Origin of the sequence: Methylobacterium ajmalii (assembly GCF_036448855.1) — a bacterium.
Classification (GTDB): Bacteria; Pseudomonadota; Alphaproteobacteria; order Rhizobiales; family Beijerinckiaceae; genus Methylobacterium; species Methylobacterium ajmalii.
This window is the reverse complement of record NZ_JAZFXT010000049.1, coordinates 1-17,757: the sequence shown is the minus strand read 5'-3', so window position 1 is coordinate 17,757 and position 17,757 is coordinate 1. Positions and strand designations below refer to the sequence as shown.

General features: G+C 71.4%; 16 protein-coding genes. 7 read left to right on the top strand and 9 right to left on the bottom strand.

All coding sequences use genetic code 11. The features are described from left to right. Positions 1-1,100: ATP-binding protein (locus tag V3T34_RS20540; RefSeq protein WP_331369270.1), on the top strand; the 1,100-nt coding region annotated here is incomplete at its 5' end. Between the two features lie 39 nt (positions 1,101-1,139). Here V3T34_RS20540 and V3T34_RS20535 read toward each other — a convergent pair. From V3T34_RS20535 to V3T34_RS20525, 3 genes are all read right to left on the bottom strand, one after another. After that, the gene (locus tag V3T34_RS20535) at positions 1,140-2,069 is read right to left on the bottom strand and encodes a ferritin-like domain-containing protein (protein ID WP_305079656.1); all 930 of its coding nucleotides are present in this window, start codon (positions 2,067-2,069) and stop codon (positions 1,140-1,142) included. Between the two features lie 284 nt (positions 2,070-2,353). Further along, complete coding sequence (locus V3T34_RS20530; protein WP_236012996.1) at positions 2,354-2,986, bottom strand: 2-dehydro-3-deoxy-6-phosphogalactonate aldolase; 633 nt, start codon at positions 2,984-2,986, stop codon at positions 2,354-2,356. Then, on the bottom strand, positions 2,983-3,876 hold the full coding sequence (locus V3T34_RS20525) for a 2-dehydro-3-deoxygalactonokinase (protein ID WP_060846045.1): 894 nt from the start codon (positions 3,874-3,876) through the stop codon (positions 2,983-2,985). Before V3T34_RS20525 ends, V3T34_RS20530 begins: the two co-directional genes overlap by 4 nt. 135 nt (positions 3,877-4,011) lie before the next feature. Between V3T34_RS20525 and hmgA the strand changes: the two genes are divergently transcribed. From hmgA to V3T34_RS20510, 3 genes are read left to right on the top strand one after another with little or no spacing between them, the layout of a single operon-like run. Next, positions 4,012-5,373 carry a homogentisate 1,2-dioxygenase gene (hmgA, locus tag V3T34_RS20520; RefSeq protein ID WP_305079655.1) on the top strand — a complete coding sequence of 454 codons (1,362 nt, stop codon included), beginning with the start codon at positions 4,012-4,014 and terminating at the stop codon, positions 5,371-5,373. Beyond that, positions 5,373-6,695, top strand: coding sequence for a fumarylacetoacetase (fahA, locus tag V3T34_RS20515; protein ID WP_305079654.1), 1,323 nt, complete (start codon positions 5,373-5,375; stop codon positions 6,693-6,695). The genes hmgA and fahA overlap by 1 nt, the downstream gene beginning before the upstream one ends. A gap of 10 nt (positions 6,696-6,705) precedes the next feature. Beyond that, positions 6,706-7,026: a Rieske (2Fe-2S) protein gene (locus V3T34_RS20510; protein ID WP_305079653.1), complete on the top strand. Its 321-nt coding sequence runs from the start codon at positions 6,706-6,708 to the stop codon at positions 7,024-7,026. A 40-nt stretch (positions 7,027-7,066) separates the two neighbouring features. Here the strand turns inward: V3T34_RS20510 and V3T34_RS20505 are convergent, their stop codons facing one another. Next, positions 7,067-8,116: a Gfo/Idh/MocA family protein gene (locus V3T34_RS20505; protein ID WP_305079652.1), complete on the bottom strand. Its 1,050-nt coding sequence runs from the start codon at positions 8,114-8,116 to the stop codon at positions 7,067-7,069. Positions 8,117-8,227: 111 nt separating this feature from the next. Further along, a complete protein-coding gene (locus V3T34_RS20500; RefSeq protein ID WP_305079651.1) occupies positions 8,228-9,145 on the bottom strand; it encodes a 2-dehydropantoate 2-reductase in 918 nt (305 codons plus the stop codon). A 186-nt stretch (positions 9,146-9,331) separates the two neighbouring features. Here V3T34_RS20500 and zwf point away from each other — a divergent pair, with 186 nt between their 5' ends. Next, the gene (zwf, locus tag V3T34_RS20495) at positions 9,332-10,852 is read left to right on the top strand and encodes a glucose-6-phosphate dehydrogenase (protein ID WP_305079650.1); all 1,521 of its coding nucleotides are present in this window, start codon (positions 9,332-9,334) and stop codon (positions 10,850-10,852) included. A 213-nt stretch (positions 10,853-11,065) separates the two neighbouring features. Then, the gene (locus V3T34_RS20490; protein ID WP_305079649.1) at positions 11,066-13,768 is read left to right on the top strand and encodes an MGH1-like glycoside hydrolase domain-containing protein; all 2,703 of its coding nucleotides are present in this window, start codon (positions 11,066-11,068) and stop codon (positions 13,766-13,768) included. Positions 13,769-14,770: 1,002 nt separating this feature from the next. On the opposite strand, the gene V3T34_RS20485 is transcribed toward V3T34_RS20490, so the two are convergent. From V3T34_RS20485 to V3T34_RS20475, 3 genes are all read right to left on the bottom strand, one after another. After that, on the bottom strand, positions 14,771-15,004 hold the full coding sequence (locus V3T34_RS20485; RefSeq protein ID WP_060849219.1) for a hypothetical protein: 234 nt from the start codon (positions 15,002-15,004) through the stop codon (positions 14,771-14,773). A 118-nt stretch (positions 15,005-15,122) separates the two neighbouring features. Then, positions 15,123-15,677: a spermidine N1-acetyltransferase gene (gene speG / locus V3T34_RS20480; protein WP_048435413.1), complete on the bottom strand. Its 555-nt coding sequence runs from the start codon at positions 15,675-15,677 to the stop codon at positions 15,123-15,125. A gap of 36 nt (positions 15,678-15,713) precedes the next feature. Continuing rightward, positions 15,714-16,025, bottom strand: a complete 312-nt coding sequence (locus V3T34_RS20475; RefSeq protein WP_060846038.1) for a hypothetical protein — start codon at positions 16,023-16,025, stop codon at positions 15,714-15,716. Positions 16,026-16,244: 219 nt separating this feature from the next. Between V3T34_RS20475 and V3T34_RS20470 the strand changes: the two genes are divergently transcribed. Beyond that, entirely contained in the window at positions 16,245-17,519 is a 1,275-nt protein-coding gene (locus V3T34_RS20470) for a L,D-transpeptidase family protein (RefSeq protein WP_305079648.1), read from the top strand. 111 nt (positions 17,520-17,630) lie between these two features. On the opposite strand, the gene V3T34_RS20465 is transcribed toward V3T34_RS20470, so the two are convergent. After that, the coding region (locus V3T34_RS20465) for a type II 3-dehydroquinate dehydratase (protein ID WP_305077633.1) at positions 17,631-17,757 on the bottom strand (127 nt) is incomplete at its 5' end.

The following is a 17,757-nucleotide window of genomic DNA, read 5'->3' as shown; positions in this document are numbered from 1 at the left end:
TCGCCCACGACTTCAACAACCTGCTCACGATCATCCGCTCGTCGGTGGATTTCCTGCGCCGGCCCGAGCTGCCGGAGGCGCGGAAACGCCGCTACCTCGACGCGGTGTCCGACACGGTGGACCGGGCCGCCAAGCTCACCGGCCAGCTCCTCGCCTTCGCCCGCCGCCAGGCCCTGTCGCCGGCGGTGTTCGACGTCGGCGAGAAGGTGCGCGGCGTCGCCGACATGATCGACACGGTCACCGGCGCGCGGGTGCGGGTGGTGGTCGAGGTGCCCGACCATCCGTGCTTCGTGCGCGCCGACCTCAGCCAGTTCGAGACCGCGCTCATCAACATGGCGGTCAACGCGCGCGACGCCATGGACGGCCAGGGCACGCTCACCCTGACGCTGACCTGCGGTGCCGCGATGCCGCCGATCCGGGGACACGCCGGCTCGCAGAACGCCTTCGCGGCGGTCTCGCTCACCGATACCGGGCCCGGCGTGCCGCCGGACCTGATCGGCCGCATCTTCGAGCCGTTCTTCACCACCAAGGAGGTCGGCCGCGGCACGGGGCTGGGCCTGTCGCAGGTCTTCGGCTTCGCCAAGCAGTCGGGCGGCGACGTCGACGTGACGAGCAGCCCCGGCCGCGGCGCCACTTTCACGCTCTACCTGCCGGAGGCGCCGGCCATGAGCGAGTCCGGCGACGGGGCCGCCGCCGACGCGCCGGCCTCGCCGATCGGTGCCGGCGAGAGCGTGCTGGTCGTCGAGGACAACATCGAGGTCGGCCGCTTCTGCACGCAGATCCTCCAGGACCTCGGTTACCGCACCACCTGGGCCACCAACGCCGAGGAGGCGCTGGAACGGCTCGGGCCGGACGGGGCGGGGTTCGACGTGGTGTTCTCCGACGTGGTGATGCCCGGCATGGGCGGGCTCGCGCTCGCCCACGAGCTGCGGCGCCGGATGCCGGGCCTGCCGGTGGTGCTCGCCTCCGGCTACAGCCACGTGCTCGCCCAGGACGACGCCCACGGCTTCGAGCTCCTGCACAAGCCGTACTCGGCCGAGCAGCTCGGCCACATCCTGCGCCGGGTCGCCCGGCCGGGACGGCCGCGCCGGACGGCCTGACCCGGGCGACGCGGGGCCGAGCGCCGCCCGGGGACGCCGTTAGGGCCTCGGCGCGGCCTGCCCGGGCGTCCCTTGGGGGGCCGTTTGGCCCGGAGCCATTTGGCCGGGTTCGGCGCCGGGCTGTCCGGGCAGCTCGACCGGCTTGCCGTCGTTGAGGTCGCGGCCGGCATTCGGGTCGGTGCCGGTGCGCTGCAGGTGGGCGCGCATCTGCCACTGGTACTTGGCGATGCCGTGCTCGACCTCCTGGAGCAGGTTCGAGGTGGTGGGGTCGATGTCCTCCGTCACCTTGATGCCCCGGTTCACCTCCTCGCCGACGCGCTTGTAGGCCTGGGTGAACCAGGCCAGGACCTGGGCGTCGTCGAGGAAGCCGCCCGGGATCTCCGGCACGCCCGAGGTCCGCACGATGGTGTTGGCCCGCCCGTCCGCCGAGGCGCCGACGGCGAGCAGCCGCTCGGCGATGGTGTCGGCGTATTTCGACAGGCCCTCGTAATGCTCCTGCAGCAGCAGGTGCAGCGGGTAGTACAGGGTGCCGGAGACGTTCCAGTGCGCCTGCTTGGTCTGGAGCTGGAGCTGCTGCAGCTCGGTCAGCGTCTGCTGCAGGGCGCCGATGTCCTTGCGCAGCGCGTCCTCGCCGGCGCCGAGGTCGATCCAGGGCTGGCGGCTGATCTCGTTCGTCGGAAATGCGCCGGTCGGCTGGCGGCTCGCGACCGGCGTGGGCGAGGCCCGGCGCACCGCGTCGCTGCGGGCCGCCGCGGCCTGGGAATCGCCCGCGGGCGCGGCGGGCTGGCCGCTGGAAGCCCCGGCGGCCGGTCCGGTGGCCTCTGCGACCCGGATGCGGGCGAGGATCGCGGCCGCCCCGGGGGCACCCGCCGTGCCGGTAGGCACGGTCCCGGTGGCGGCCAGCGCCGGCGACAGGGCGGCGGAGCCGGCGAGGAGCAGCGCGGCGAACGCGCGGAGGGAGTGGGTCATCAGAACGATCCGAGGTTGCGGCGGCGTCGGGACCGATCGGTCCGGCGCCCGCACCTCAAGGAATCCGGCGGAGCGCCGTTCCTGAATGACAAGGAATTTAGTCTCACGTACCACGGGGCCGGCCCTGTGGCCCGGGGGCGCGAACCGCGCCTGTTCGTCCGATCTCCCGAAATGTTCCATAATGCTAATTATGCGACTCGCGGATCGGGGTGCGCTGCCTGTGTCTGCCGGGCTCCGGCCCCCCGCCCCGCGAGAAAAAACCCGCGGGGCGTCGCGCCGGGTCGTCAGAGCGCCGCGATCAGCGTCCGGGCCTTGGCGGCGACCTGTTCGGGCGTGTCGCCGGGCTTGTAGAGCGAGGAGCCGCAGCCGTAGCCGCTGGCGCCGGCGGCGCGCCAGGCCGGGAGGCCGGCGGCATCGACTCCGCCGACCGGGATGAGCGGCGTGCCCGCCGGCAGCACCGCCCGCAGGGCCTTCAGCATCGGCGGACCGCCGGCCTCGGCGGGAAACAGCTTGAGCGCGTCGGCCCCGGCATCGAGCAGGCCGAACGCCTCGGCCGGGGTCAGGAAGCCCGGCATCGCCACCAGGCCGCGGGCCTTGGCGGCGCGCACCAGGGCCGGATCGGCGTGGGGCGTCACCAGCAGGCGGCCGCCCGCCCCGGCCACCGCCGCCACCTCGGCCTCGCGCCGGATCGTCCCGGCGCCGACGAGGGCCCGGTCGCCGAGGCGGGCCGCCAGGCGGCGCACGCTCTCGATCGGCTCGGGCGAGTTGAGCGGCACTTCGAGGATCGCCACGCCGGCGTCCACCAGCGCCTCGCCGACCGCCTCGACCTCGTCCGGCCGCACGCCGCGCAGGATCGCCACCAGCGGGCAGCGCGCCAGCCAGCCCGTCACGTCCGGGGTTCCGTCGTCGCGCATCATGCCCACTGGATCCTCTCCCCGATCAGCGCCAGGCCGCGGGCGGCCGCGTCGGGATCGCCGGGCACCGCCTCGCCGCCCTTGAGGGCGATCGCCCGGCCGTAGAGCGCCATCAGCGGGCCCGAGCCCACCAGGCGCACGAGCGCAGGTCCCGCCATGGCGGCGCCCTCGAGGGCGGCCGCGACCTCGTGCCCGATCAGCAGGCCCGACAGGTAGCTCGCCGCATCCTCCGGCGCGAGCCGGCCGAACAGCCCGAGGGTGCGGGTGCCGAACAGGTGGTGGAGCAATCCGCCGCCCTCCGCGGAGCGGGCGACGCCCGCCGCGAAGGCCGGCCCGACCTCCGCCGGCCCGGTCATCATCCGGCCCAGGATGGTATGGTCCTTGAGCGCCGCGAAGGCCTCGCCGGTCATGTGGGTGGAGAAGCCCGCGATGCGCCCGCCCGCGACCCGCACCCACTTGGCGTGGCTGCCCGGCAGGCAGAGGAGCGCGTCCTCGTCCGGCCGCGCGAGCGTCCCGACGACCTGGACCTCCTCGCCGCGCATCACCTCGGGCGTGCCCGCCGCGTCCGTGGCGCTCAGGCCCGGCACCAGCCGCACCGCGGCGCCCGGGAACGGCACCGGCACGACGGCGCCGGCGAGCGCGTCGAGCCCCGCCGGACAGGCGAGGTACGGCGCCTCCTGCCAGCCTTGGCGGCTGCCGACCATGCCGGCGAGCAGCACCCGGGTCTCCCCGTCCGCCAGCCAGTCGCCGACCATCTCGGTCAGCGCCGCCGGAAAGCCGCCCTCGGGCACCCGCAGGATGCCGCCGGCGCCCTCGCGCCGCGCCAGCACCGCTCCGTCCGGCGCGAGCCGGTAGGCACGGGCGCTGCTCGTTCCCCAATCCACCGCGATCATGCGCAACCCTGTGCCCCAAGGGCGGTGCACGCGCAACCGCGCCGCGCACCGCTTGACGCCGGTTTCGGCCGCTCCTATCCAGACTGAAAGGTTGCAACTGAAACCAATTCGACTGGGCAGGAAAGGACCGCCGCCATGACGATCCAGGCGCCGTCCGGGCTTCGTTCCGCCGCGACAGGCTCGGGCTTGAGCCCAGGGTACATGTCTGGCTTCGGCAACGGCTTCGAGACCGAGGCGCTGCCGGGCGCCCTGCCGGTCGGCCGCAACTCGCCCCAGAAATGCCCCTACGGCCTCTACGCCGAGCAGCTCTCCGGCTCGCCCTTCACCGCGCCGCGCACCGCCAACGAGCGCTCCTGGCTCTACCGCATCCGCCCGACGGTCGCCCATTGGGGCGCGTTCCGGCCGGTCGATGCCCGCCTCTGGCTCACCGCCCCGGGCGGGACCGTCGACCTGCCGCCGGCGCCGCTGCGCTGGGATCCGGTGCCGATCCCGGCCGAGCCGCTGTCCTTCGTCGAGGGCATCCGCACCATGACGCTCGCCGGCGATGCGGGGGCGCAGGCCGGCATGGGCGCGCACCTCTACCTCGCCACCCGGTCGATGCGGGACGAGTACTTCTATAACGCCGACGGCGAGATGCTGGTGGTGCCGCAGGAGGGCGGCCTGCGCTTCCGCACCGAGTTCGGGGTGATCGAGGCCGGCCCCGGCGAGATCGTGGTGATCCCCCGCGGCGTGAAGATCGCCGTGGAGCTGCTCGACGGCCCGGCCCGGGGCTACCTGTGCGAGAATTACGGCGGCGCCTTCACGCTGCCGGAGCGCGGCCCGATCGGCGCCAACTGCCTGGCCAACCAGCGCGACTTCCTCACGCCGGTCGCGGCCTACGAGGACCGCGACGCCCCCGGCACGATGCTGGTGAAGTGGGGCGGCCGGCTCTGGGCGGCGGAGATCGCGCACTCGCCTCTCGACGTGGTGGCCTGGCACGGCAACTACACGCCCTACAAGTACGACCTGCGCAAGTTCGCGCCGGTCGGCCCGATCCTGTTCGACCACGCCGACCCGTCGATCTTCACGGTGCTGACCTCGCCCTCCGAGACGCCCGGCACGGCCAACATCGACTTCGTGATCTTCTCCGACCGCTGGCTGGTGGCGGAAAACACCTTCCGGCCGCCCTGGTACCACCTCAACGTGATGAGCGAGTTCATGGGGCTGGTCTACGGCGTCTACGACGCCAAGACCGGCGGCGGCTTCCGTCCGGGCGGCGCCTCACTGCACAACACGCTCCTGCCGCACGGGCCGGACGTCGACGCCTTCGAGAAGGCCTCGAACGTCGAGTTGAAGCCCCACAAGCTCGAGGGCACGCTGGCCTTCATGTTCGAGACGCGGTTTCCCCAGAAGGTCAGCCGCTTCGCCGCCGAGACCCCGGCGCTCCAGGCGGAGTACGGCGCCTACGGCCGCAAGCTGGAAAAGCACTTCGACCCGAACCGCCCGGAGCCGCGCTGATGCCGACCTCTCACGCGACGGATCTCGACCACACCCACGACCCGGGCGTCCGCTGCGGCGTGCCGGGGGCCGACGGGCATCCGGACTTCCCGATCCAGAACCTGCCGCTCGGCGTGTTCTCGCCGCCCGGCGGGGCGCGCCGGGCCGGCGTCGCGATCGGCGACCACGTCCTCGACCTCGCCGCGGCGCACGCCGCGGGACTTCTCACCGGCGAGGCGGCCCGGGCGGTCGCGGCGGCGGAATCCGGCGACCTCGCCGGGATGCTCGCCCTCGGCGCCGGGCCGCGCCGGGCCCTGCGCCACCGGCTCTTCGCGCTCCTGCGGGCGGACAGCCCGGACCGCGACCGGGTGCCGGCGCTGCTGCACGAGGCCGGCGCCTGCACCCTGCACCTGCCGGCGCGGATCGGCGACTACACCGACTTCTTCGTCGGCATCCACCACGCCATGAACACCGGGCGCCAGTTCCGGCCCGACCAGCCGCTTCTGCCGAACTACAAGCACCTGCCGGTCGGCTATCACGGCCGCGCCTCGTCGATCCGCCCCTCCGGCACGCCGGTGCGCCGGCCGCGCGGCCAAGCCAAGCCTCCGCATCTCGACGCGCCGGTCTTCGGCCCGTCGCGCCGGCTCGACTACGAGCTGGAGCTCGGGGTGTGGATCGGGCCCGGCAACGCACTCGGGGCGCCGGTGCCGGTGGCGGAGGCGGCCGACCGGATCGCGGGCTTCTGCCTGCTCAACGACTGGTCGGCGCGCGACATCCAGGGCTGGGAGTACCAGCCGCTCGGGCCTTTCCTTGCAAAAAGCTTCGCCACGACGATCTCGCCCTGGATCGTCACGCCCGAGGCGCTGGCGCCGTTCCGCATCCCGCAGGCGCCGCGGCCCGACGGCGATCCGACCCCCCTGCCCCATCTCCTCGACCCCGCCGACCAGGCCGGCGGCGCCCTCGACCTCGACCTCGAGATCCTGCTCTCGACCGCGTCCTCCCGCGAGGCCGGGCTGCCGCCCCACCGGGTCGCGCGCTCCAACGCGCGCCACATGTACTGGACGGTGGCGCAGATGGTGGCCCACCACACCAGCGGCGGCTGCAACCTGCGCCCGGGCGACCTCCTGGGCACCGGCACCCTGTCGGGCCCGGAGCCCGAGGCCTGCGGCAGCCTGCTCGAGACCACCGAGGGCGGCAAGGTGCCGCTCCGCCTCGCCCACGGCGAGGAGCGCCGCTTCCTCGAGGACGGCGACGAGGTGATCCTGACGGCCCACGGCCGGCGCGAGGGTTTCGCGCCGATCGGCTTCGGCCCCTGCCGGGCCGTGGTGCTGCCCGCCCCGTGAGCCGGCTGCCATGACCTGGTATCCGGTCGCCGACCTCGCCGACTTCGCGGAGCGCCCGGTGCTCGCCCGAGAGGCCGGGGGCGTCGCCCTCGCGCTCTATCGCCTCGACGGCGCGATCCACGCCACGCAGGCTTTGTGCACCCATGCGGGCGTCTCCCTCGCCGGGGGCGAGGTGGTGGAGGGCTACATCGAGTGCCCGGCCCATTACGGCCTGTTCGAGATCACCACCGGCCGGGCCCAGGGCGGGCCGGTCTGCCGCGACCTCGCGACCTACCCGGTCCGGGTCGAGGGGACGGTGATCTGGGTCGAGGTCGCGCCGCGGGGCGCGTGACCGGACCGGGATCCCTCGGGTGCTCGCCGCCCCGCCCGCGTCAGCGGGCCGGGATCTCGATCGTGCCGCTGGTGCGGGCCGCCCGCGTGATCGCGTCGACGACCCGCAGGTTCTGCAGCCCGTCGCGGGCGCTCACGAGCGGTGCGGCCTCGCCCCGGATCACCGCCGCGAAATGCGCGATCTGCTCCGCCAGCGGGTCGGTGCGTTCCACCGCCAGCGTCTCGCAGGCGAAGGGCTCGAACCAGGAGCGCGCGCCCGCGTAGCGCTTCACCCGCATGGTCGGCACGGCGAGCGAGCCCTCGGTGCCGAGGATCGTGTAGGCGTCCTCGTCCGGATAGGTCGGGTAGTCGGCGTTCTCGCGCGAGGTCTGCTCCCAGCTCCGGGCCGCGGCGGCCGTGTCGGAGAGCAGGAAGGTGCCGAGGGCACCGTTGGCGAAGCGCAGGGTCATCGCCACCGTGTCCTCGACGGCAAAGCCCCGCACGGCGTTCGAGGCGGTGGCCTGGACCGCGGCGATCTCGCCCACCAGGGCGCGCAGGTTGCCGATCTCGTGGATCATGTTGATGAGGAGCGGACCGCCGCCCGGCTCGCGCCGCCAGGCGTTTGCCCCCGCGAAATAGGCGTCGGGCTTGCAGAAGACCGCGCTGCCCATCACCCCGACGATCCGGCCGAGGAGCCCGGCCCGCACCGCCTCGACCGCGCGGCGCAGGAGGGGGCTGTGCAGGCGGTGATGGCCGACCAGCACCCGGGCCCCGGCCGCCTCCGCCGCCGCGACCAGGCGCTCGCCCTCCTCCAGGCCGTGCGCGAGGGGTTTCTCGATGAGAACCGGGATCCCGGCCGCGATGCAGGCGAGCCCCTGCGGGACGTGCAGGCGGTTGGGCGTCGCCAGCACTACCCCGTCCGGCGGATCGGCGGCCAGGCACGCCTCCAGGGTGTCGTGGAACGCGACGCCCTCCCGGGCGGCGATCGCGGCGGCGTCCGGGCCGGGATCGACGATCGCCGCGAGCCGCGTCCCGGGGTGCTTCCCGATCTCCTCGACGTGCCGACGCCCGATCTGCCCCGCCCCCGCGACGGCGATTCTCACCTCGTCCATGTCTGCCCGTGCGTGCTCGCCGCCCCGTCGCGCCGGTTCCGCGGCGCTCGGGCGGGCTGACGCCGGGCCTCGGCCCGGCGCAAGGCCGGTATCCGGCAAGATGCCTCGGACCTACCGGTCCCCCGCCAGCCCCTGCCCGCTCGCCGCCCCGGCGAGCGCCAGGATCGCCCGGTTGAGCGGCACGGCGATCCCGTGCCGCTCGGCCGCCGCCACGACGGCGCCGGTGAGATGGGCGTGCTCCAGCGGCCGGCCGGCGAGGCGGTCGTAGAGCATCGAGCTGCCGCCGTCGGCCGGCATGCGCGTGTAGCCGTCGAGGATGCGCGTGGCGTCCTCGTCGGTGAGCTGCGCGCCCTCGGCGTTGGCGACCCGGATCACCTCGTCCATCAGCCCGCGGCCGAGCTCCCGGATCGCCGGGTCGTTGAAGACCACGATGCGGCGCAGGGTGAGCGCCGTGACCGGGTTGACCACCGCGTTGCTCAGCAGCTTGCGCCAGGCGACGGTGACGAAATCCGCCTCCTGGGTGATCTCGAACGGCGTGCCGGAAAACAGCTCGGCGAAGGCGGCGCCGTCGGCGCCCGCCGGCACGGTCATCCGGGTGCCGCCGTGATGGGCGATGCGGCCGGGCGCCGTGCGCTCGACCGAGCAATAGATGATCGCCGGCAGCACCGGCGCGCCCGCCGGCAGGTGCGGCCGCGCCCGCTCGGACTGCCCGACGCCGTTCTGGATCACCACCACCCGGGTGCCGGGCCCGACGAGGCTGCGAAACCAGGGCTCGGCGCCCGCGGTATCCTGCGCCTTGGTGGTCACCAGCACCCAGTCGGCGGGGCCGACTGCGCCCGGATCGGCGACGATGCGCACCGGCACCTCGCGCTCGCCGGACGCGTCGGTGACGACGAGGCGGTCGAACGGCGTGCGCACGCAGAGCGTCACGTCGCGCCCGACCCGCTCCAGCGCCCCCGCCAGGTAGCCGCCGATCCCGCCGCTCCCGATCACCGCGACGCCGCCCGCCTGCCTGGTGCCGTCCGCCATGTCCCGCTCGCTCTCGATATCGATTCCAGGGACTAACCTTAGGCCGGCGCCGGGGCCCCGGAAAGGCGGCGGGGATGCGGGTGAGGCCTGCATCCCCGGCGCGCCGCCGTCCGGGTCCGTCCCTTGTCCGCTGCGGTGCGGGATCTAGCTTCCCGGCCGCAAGCGCCCAAAGGTCAGGAGAGCCCCATGACGTCGCACGTCCCGGTGGAGGGGCACGCCGCCTCCGGCAGCAAGCCGGCCCCGCCCGCGACCCTGGTGATCTTCGGGGCCGGCGGCGACCTGACGAAGCGCCTGCTGATGCCGGCGCTCTACAACCTCGCCGGCAGCCGCCTCCTCGACGAGACGACCACGATCTGGGGTGTCGACCATACCGGCAGCTCGGACGAGAGCTGGCGCAAGAGCCTCTCCGACACGATGGAGTCCTTCACGAAGGACGAGACCGCGGAGTTCCACGCCAAGCACATCGACCCCACGGCCTGGGGCTTCGTGCGCGACCGGCTGCACTATCTCGAGGGCGACTTCCTGGCGCCCGAGACCTACAAGACGATCGCCGAGAAGATCCCCGGCAACGCGGTGTTCTACCTCGCGGTGGCGGCACGGTTCTTCGCGCCGATCGTCGAGCACCTGGGCCAGGCCGGGCTCCTGAAGCAATCCGACGACGTTTTTCGCCGGGTGGTGATCGAGAAGCCGTTCGGCAGCGACCTCGCCTCGGCCCAGGAGCTGAACAAGCGGCTGCTCACGGTGGCCGACGAATCGCAGCTCTACCGGATCGACCATTTCCTCGGAAAGGAGACGGTGCAGAGCATCATGGCGATCCGCTTCGCCAACGGGATGTTCGAGCCGATCTGGCGCCGCGACTTCGTCGACCACGTCCAGATCACCGCCGCCGAGACCATCGGCGTCGAGGAGCGCGGCGCCTTCTACGAGCCGACCGGGGCGCTGCGCGACATGGTGCCCAACCACCTGTTCCAGCTTCTCTGCATGACCGCCATGGAGCCGCCGGTCTCCTTCGACGCGGAAGCCGTGCGCACCGAGAAGGCGAAGCTCGTCCAGGCGGTGCAGCCGGTCCAGCCCGGCGACGCGGTGCGCGGCCAGTACCGGGCCGGCACCGAGCAGGGCCGCGCCGTGCCGGGCTACCGCGACGAGCCGCATGTCGCGGGCGACAGCCGCACCGAGACCTACGCGGCGCTCAAGCTCACCATCGACAACTGGCGCTGGGGCGGGGTGCCGTTCTATCTTCGCACCGGCAAGCGGATGACCGGGCGGCGCACCGAGATCGCGGTCCACTTCAAGCCGGCGCCCTACCGGCTGTTCCGCGACACGCCCGTGGACCAGGTCGCCCCCAATATCCTGCGGATCATGGTCGATCCGGTCCAGGGGATGACGACCGAGTTCAACGCCAAGGTGCCGGGCCCGTCGATGCGGCTCGGCGCCGTGCGCTCGACCTTCCGGGAGGACGAGTTCTTCCCGCAGGAGCCGAATGTCGGCTACGAGACCCTGCTGTACGACTGCCTGTGCGGCGACGCGACCCTGTTCCAGCGCGCCGACAACATCGAGGCGTCCTGGGCCGCCGTCGATCCGCTGGTGAAGGCCTGGGGGGCGGGCGGCGAGCCGGAGCCCTACGAGGCCGGCAGCGCCGGGCCGAAGGCGGCGGACGAGCTTCTGGCCCGCGACGGCCGGCGCTGGCTGCCGCTCGACGGCGACTGACCGCGGAGCCGCGCGGCCGGCCGACGGGCCCGGGGCGTCGCCTCGGGCTTGAGCCCCCCGGGGCACGGCGCGCGGCCGACGAACCGGCGTGACCGGACCGGAGCGCCTCACGATCGCGCTGCAATCGCGAAGCTCTCTAAGCGTTTGTTTTGTCGTGCTTTCTGCAACGAACCGGTTTCCGCTTCGTCCGAAAATGCTCGAGAGAATCCCGCGATGCCCGATCCCGCTCCCCACCTCGCCGACACCGAGGAAGGCCGCCGGCTCGCCGCCGTCGAGGCCGAGGGCTGGCACCTTTGGGGGCCGTACCTGAGCGAGCGGCAATGGGGCACGGTGCGGGAGGATTACAGCGAAGGCGGCTCCGCCTGGGACTACCTGCCCCACGATCACGCCCGCTCCCGCGCCTATCGCTGGGGCGAGGACGGCATCGCGGGCTTCAGCGACGACCGCCAGCTCTGGTGCCTGTCGCTCGCCCTGTGGAACGGCCGCGACCCGATCCTGAAGGAGCGGATGTTCGGGCTCACCAACGACGAGGGCAACCACGGCGAGGACGTCAAGGAGCTGTGGTGGTACCTCGACGGGACGCCGACGCATTCGTACATGCGGATGCTCTACAAGTACCCGCACGCCCCCTACCCTTACGCCGACCTCGTCGCCGAGAACGCCCGGCGTAAGGGGAAGAACCTGCCCGAATACGAGATCGCCGATACCGGCGTGTTCGAGGGCGGGCGCTACCACGACGTGACGGTGGACTACGCCAAGGCCGCGCCCGACGACGTGCTGATGCGGGTGACCCTCGTCAATCGCGGGCCGGAAGCGGCCGACCTCCACGTCCTGCCGCAGCTTCTGGCCCGCAACACCTGGTCGTGGGGCCGCGAATCCTGGGAGGCCGAGCAGCCCCGGCCGCTGCTGCGCCTGACCGACACCGGCGCCGTCGCGGCGACGCGCGGGCGCGCCCCGGCCCTGCGCTTCGCGGCCCTCCAGCCGGCCGAGTTCCTGTTCTGCGAGAACGAGACCAACACCGGCCGGCTGTTCGGCACGCCCGGCCCCGCCCACCCGAAGGACGCGATCAACGACCGGGTGGTCTCGGGCCGGCACGAGGCGGTGAACCCGCTCGCCGAGGGCACCAAATGCGCCGCCTGGACGAGGATCGCCGTGCCGGCCGGCGGCACCGTGGTCTTGCGCTTTCGCCTGGGCCCGGCGGTGAGCCCCGACGACCGCGATCCGGCCGCCTTCGACGCCGTGATGGCGCGCCGCCTGTCCGAGGCCGACGCCTTCTACGGCGCGCTCCAGCGCGACATCGCCGACCCGGATGCCCGCCTCGTCCAGCGCCAGGCGCTCGCCGGCATGCTGTGGTCGAAGCAGTTCTACCATTTCGACGTGCGGCGCTGGCTCTCCGGCGATCCGGCCCAGCCGGCCCCGCCGGAGGCCCGCCGCCACGGCCGCGACGGCGAGTGGACGCACCTCAACAACGCCGACATCGTCTCGATGCCGGACAAGTGGGAATATCCCTGGTACGCGGCCTGGGACCTCGCCTTCCACTGCGTGACCTTCGCGCTGATCGACCCGGCCTTCGCCAAGGGCCAGCTGATCCTGCTCACCCGTGAATGGTACATGCACCCGAACGGGCAGTTGCCGGCCTACGAATGGGCCTTCGGCGACGTGAATCCGCCGGTTCATGCCTGGGCGGCGCTCCGCGTCTACCGCATGGACCAGGCGATGACGGGAAAACCCGACCGCGCCTTCCTGGAGCGGGTGTTCCACAAGCTGATGCTGAACTTCACCTGGTGGGTGAACCGCAAGGATGCCGGCGACCGCAACGTCTTCCAGGGCGGCTTCCTCGGGCTCGACAATATCGGCCTCTTCGACCGCTCCGCCGAGCTCCCCACCGGCGGCACCCTCGACCAGGCCGACGGCACCGCCTGGATGGCCATGTACAGCCTCAACCTGATGCGCATCGCGCTGGAACTCGCGGTCGAGAATCCGGTCTACGAGGACATCGCCACCAAGTTCTTTGAGCATTTCCTCACCATCGCCGAGGCGATGACCCATGTCGGCGGTGACGGTTCCGGGTTGTGGGACGAAGCGGACGAGTTCTACTACGACGTGCTCAGCCTCCCCGACGGCCGCCAGGTGCCGCTGCGGGTGCGATCCCTCGTCGGGCTGATCCCGCTCTGCGCCGTCGAGGTGCTGGACGAGGGCGTGTCCGAGCGCTTCCCGGCCTTCGCGCGGCGCGCCCGCTGGCTGCTCACCCACCGCCCCGACCTCGCCGCCCAGGTCTCGCGCTGGGAGGAGCCGGGCCGCGGCAACCGGGTGCTGCTCTCGCTGCTGCGCCGCCACCGCATGAAGGCGCTCTTGCGCCGGATGCTCGACGAGGCCGAGTTCCTCTCGCCCCACGGCGTGCGCTCGGTCTCGAAGGCGCACGCCGCCGCCCCCTTCCGCTTTCCCTGGGACGGGCAGACCTTCGCGGTCGATTACGAGCCGGCGGAATCGACCACCGCCGTGTTCGGCGGCAACTCGAACTGGCGCGGGCCGATCTGGCTGCCGATCAACTACCTCCTGGTCGAGGCGCTCACCGAGTTCGGCCGCTTCCACGGCCCCGACTTCACGATCGAGTGCCCGTCGGGCTCGGGCCGCTACCTCACCCTGCCGGAGATCGCCGGGGAGCTGTCGGCCCGCCTCAACCGCCTGGTGCTGCGCGGACCCGACGGCCGCCGCCCGGTCCTGGGCGAGAACCCGCTGTTCCAGGACGACCCGCACTTTCGCGACCACGTCCCGTTCCACGAATACTTCCACGGCGACACCGGCGCGGGCCTGGGCGCGGCGCACCAGACCGGGTGGACGGGGCTGATCGCGCTGCTGCTCCAGCCGCGCCGCGAGGTGGCGGGCGGGCCGGTACCGGCGCCGCCGGAGGGGTGAGGCTTGCCGGGGGGCTCGCCGCATCGCTCCCTACGAGCTGATAGCGTCTTGCCTATCCAGGAAGTCTTGACCGTGTGAGGCCAGTCGGCGGGACCGGGCTCAGGGCGTGATATGGAGACATCCTTCGACCCTCGCCGCCATGTACATCTTGGCGGCGGTCAAAAGCTGTAAGATTATACACTTGTGCCGCCACCAGAGATGATCGTACAAATCTGAATTGCAAGTAATATATTTGTTATACTGCTAATGTGTCACATTTAAGGATTGAATTTCGATTTTCTATCCAACTTCAGGAACAAAATACCTAATAATAATGCTATCACAGAATTGCCTATGAGGGAAAAATTGGCGACATCGGCGAATTTCATCTTAAAAAAGCCAAATTGCAAGATCGGTGTCGTTGTCATGACCTTTGATACAACGCAATGCATTAAGAACGAAATTATGCTTATAAAGCGAAAAAGCTTAAAACAATCGCTATGGAATTTTTTGTTCTCAAACGTCAAGGGTTCATTGCCAAAGACGCGATAAAAAATCGGCTTCTTTAGTAGTGATTTGATTAATAGTCTGAATTTGACGTTTTGATATAGCTGGCCTAAATTTTGATTGATAGCGATAGTAGATAATATTGCTATCGCTATCAAAATAAATAATGCAATGTGGCCTATGTAGCGCGATTCTGCGAGGGGCGACCAATAAGAAAGAACCATTTCTCAGCTCCTGGTTTATCGAGCGCCTCTGATTTTGTCGCGCAAATTCGTATATCTGTCAAACATGACGTAAGGTTTTTAGGATTTTCTTATTATATTATTGATAATATTATACACAAAAATGGATTTTAGATACATTCTTTGCGTCATCTTAGACTCAATGAACTAACGCCTCAACATGAGGTCATCCTGCAAAAAACCTTCAGACTGCATTGAACAGGCTCTGGCGGGGGCAAAAATTCTTGATTTGCAGGAGTATGCCGTCCCACCAACCCTCACCGAAACTCGCGGATCATCCCCGCCCCGCGCCCTCGTCCCACACGCTCCAGCGAAACACCTCGGTGCCGGCGCCGTCGACGATGCGCACCGCCTCGGCGGCGGGGCCGGAGCGCTGGGGCACCCGGGCGCGGCGGAAGAGGCGCAAAGCCCGCTCTCGGGCGGCGTCGAGGCCGGCGGTGCGGACCGAGGCGCGCTGCACCGGCGCGTCCTCGGGGCCGACGATCTCGATGTGGTAGGTCTCGCGCAGCAAGGCTCTGGGGGCTCCCGGTCGGCCCCCTCCATACGGGAGCCGGGCCGGTCGGCGCCAGAGGCCCGGTGCCGCATTCCACCCCCGCGCGGCGCGGGGGGCTTCGGTCCATCGGGGATCAGGTCTTCAGCACCGGCTCGTTGACGTCGCCGCCGCCGCGCCGGGCGAGGTAGGCCGGCTGGAACATGCACATCCGCACCGCGTCGCGGTACTTGCCGTTCACGAAGAACTCGTCGCGCAGGGTGCCCTCGGTCTCGAAGCCGCAGGCCTCGTAGATGCCGATGGCGCGCCGGTTGTCCTTGTCGACGTGCAGGTAGAGCTTGTGGATGTTGAGCACCTTGAAGGCGTAGTCCATGGCGATCTGCGTCGCCCGCAGGGCGTAGCCGCGGCCCTGGAACGACGGGTGGATCGCGATCTGGAACTCGCAGGAACGGTGCAGGTGGTTGATCTCGACGAGCTCGACCAGCCCGGCGCGCTCGTTCTCCGGCGTCGCGATGATGAAACGACGCTCGGTCTGGTTGTGGATGTTGCGCTCGTAGAGCTGCGCCAGCTCGGCGAAGGACTCGTAGGCCTCCTCGAACCAGTAGCGCATGATGCTGTCGTTGTTGTTGAGCTGGTGCACGAAGAGAAGGTCCTCGCGTTCCAGCGGTCGCAGCTTGATGGTCGGGGCCATGGTCGTTCGGAATCTGCCGGCGGGAAGGCCGCGACCCTACTCCTCCGGCGGCGCGCCGTCACCCGCCGACAGCGCGGCGACCGCCTCGGCGAGGCGGTCCCAGCCCTCCGCGATCTGCGTCACCTCGGCGGCGAGCCGGGCGAGGATCGCCGCCGTCTCGGCCTCCTCCGGGCCCGCCTCCGGCCCGGCGCGGATCGGGTCCCGGCGCAGGGCGGCGAGATGGTTGCGCAGCTGGCCCCGCAGGGCGGCGAGGCGTCGCCGTCCGGCCTCCCCGGGCAGCGGCGCGTCCGCCGCCTCGCCTTGCGCGTCGTCCACCAGCTGCAGCCAGCGCGGTTCGGCCCGGGGCATGGCGGCCTCCCTCTGTCCGGCGTCCCTGGCGGGACGGGCGTCCCTGGCGGGACGGGCGTCCTGCGGCAGGACGAAACGCCGGATGCTGCCCGCCGGGCCGCGAACGGGCGCTTAACGAAATCCTGCGAATGCGAGGGATGCCCCGCCGGCCGGCTCGGCGGCGCGAAAACCGCCACATTGCCGTGCCAGGCACGGGGCCGGGCGAGGAGGAAGCGGCGGATGGACGTGCGGGGAAGGACGATCCTGTGCCTGGCTGTCCTCCCGGGCCTCATCCTGGCGGCCGGCCCGCCCGCCGAGGCGGCGCCCAAGCACCTCGCCCCGGTGCCCCCGGCCACCCTCGGCCTGATGGCGGCGCGCAACACCGCGCCCTCGGCGCCGGTGCTGCTCAGGGCCTACAAGCAGGAATCCGAGATCGAGGTGTGGAAGCGGGCGGCGGACGGCCGCTACGTCCACCTCAAGACCTTTCCGATCTGCCGCTGGTCGGGCCAGCTCGGCCCCAAGACCCGCACCGGCGACCGCCAGTCGCCCGAGGGGTTCTACACCGTCGCGGCCCGCCAGCTGAACCCGAACTCGGCCTACTACCTCTCCTTCGACATCGGCTATCCCAACGCCTACGACCGGGCGCATGGCGGCACCGGCTCGGCCCTGATGGTGCACGGCACCTGCTCGTCGGCGGGCTGCTTTGCGATGACCGATCGGCAGGTCGGCGAGATCTACGCCCTGGTGCGCGACGCGCTGGCCGGCGGGCAGGCGGGGTTCCAGTTCCAGGCCTTCCCGTTCCGGATGACCGCGCGGGCCATGGCGCGCCACCGCACCGACCGGCACATCGCCTTCTGGCGCCAGCTCAAGGAGGGCTCGGACCGGTTCGAGGCGACGGGCCGCGAGCCGCTGGTGACCGTCGAGGGCGGGCGCTACGTCTTCGCCCCCTACCCCGACCCGGCGGTCGAGGCCCTGGCGGCGGCGCGGCGCAGCGAGGAGGAGGGCCGCATCCAGGCCCTGGTCGAGGGCGGGATCGAGGCGGTGCGCACCACCTACGCCGATGGCGGGCAGCATCCGAGCTTCACCGCGCTCATCAAGCGCGCCGCGGCCTTCGGCGCGGCGGCCACCGGGGCGACGGCCCCGATGACGAATGCGGCGGCGACCGCCGCCACCGTGACGAGCGCCACCGCCTACGCGCCGGACCCGAGCCCGGCGGCGAGTCCGTTTTCCGCCTTCGTCGTGCCGGCCGGTCTCGGCGAGGTCAGCCGGCCCGAGGCCCTGGCGCTCGCCGGGCGCGAGGTGGTGGTGATCCCGGCGCGCCGACGCCCGCCCGCCCCGATCCACCCGATCCAGGTCGCGGCGGCCTTCGTGCCGCTGCCGGTGATCGAGACCGAGCCGTCCCCGTTCTCGCGCCTGCGCCTGGCGGAGGAACCTTCCCGCCTGACCCTCGCGGCCTCGCCCGAGCCGGCCAAGCCCCGGTTCCTGACGGCGCGGTTCGCGGCGCGGCCCTACTAAGCGGATTTCGCCGAAGTGGTGACCGGTTCGGCACCGAAAATCCGCGACAAGACAAGACCCTGAGCGGGCGAAGCGTTGGCCCGCCAACGCAAGTCTGCTGAGGGGCGCGGCTCAGGCCTTCGCGTCGATGAGCTGGGCGATGCGGCGCAGGGCCAGCCCGTAGCCCTGCGTGCCCAGGCCCGCGATCACCCCGTCGGCGCGCAGCGAGACGTAGGAGTGGTGGCGGAAGGCCTCGCGC

Bases quoted from the DNA above. Each gene is read 5' to 3' on its own strand.
- V3T34_RS20535 (WP_305079656.1), bottom strand. From the start codon at position 2,069: ATGACCCACTCCCTCCGCGCGTTCGCCGCGCTGCTCCTCGCCGGCTCC.
- V3T34_RS20530 (WP_236012996.1), bottom strand. From the start codon at position 2,986: ATGATGCGCGACGACGGAACCCCGGACGTGACGGGCTGGCTGGCGCGC.
- V3T34_RS20525 (WP_060846045.1), bottom strand. From the start codon at position 3,876: ATGATCGCGGTGGATTGGGGAACGAGCAGCGCCCGTGCCTACCGGCTC.
- hmgA (WP_305079655.1), top strand. From the start codon at position 4,012: ATGACGATCCAGGCGCCGTCCGGGCTTCGTTCCGCCGCGACAGGCTCG.
- fahA (WP_305079654.1), top strand. From the start codon at position 5,373: ATGCCGACCTCTCACGCGACGGATCTCGACCACACCCACGACCCGGGC.
- V3T34_RS20510 (WP_305079653.1), top strand. From the start codon at position 6,706: ATGACCTGGTATCCGGTCGCCGACCTCGCCGACTTCGCGGAGCGCCCG.
- V3T34_RS20505 (WP_305079652.1), bottom strand. From the start codon at position 8,116: ATGGACGAGGTGAGAATCGCCGTCGCGGGGGCGGGGCAGATCGGGCGT.
- V3T34_RS20500 (WP_305079651.1), bottom strand. From the start codon at position 9,145: ATGGCGGACGGCACCAGGCAGGCGGGCGGCGTCGCGGTGATCGGGAGC.
- zwf (WP_305079650.1), top strand. From the start codon at position 9,332: ATGACGTCGCACGTCCCGGTGGAGGGGCACGCCGCCTCCGGCAGCAAG.
- V3T34_RS20490 (WP_305079649.1), top strand. From the start codon at position 11,066: ATGCCCGATCCCGCTCCCCACCTCGCCGACACCGAGGAAGGCCGCCGG.
- speG (WP_048435413.1), bottom strand. From the start codon at position 15,677: ATGGCCCCGACCATCAAGCTGCGACCGCTGGAACGCGAGGACCTTCTC.
- V3T34_RS20475 (WP_060846038.1), bottom strand. From the start codon at position 16,025: ATGCCCCGGGCCGAACCGCGCTGGCTGCAGCTGGTGGACGACGCGCAA.
- V3T34_RS20470 (WP_305079648.1), top strand. From the start codon at position 16,245: ATGGACGTGCGGGGAAGGACGATCCTGTGCCTGGCTGTCCTCCCGGGC.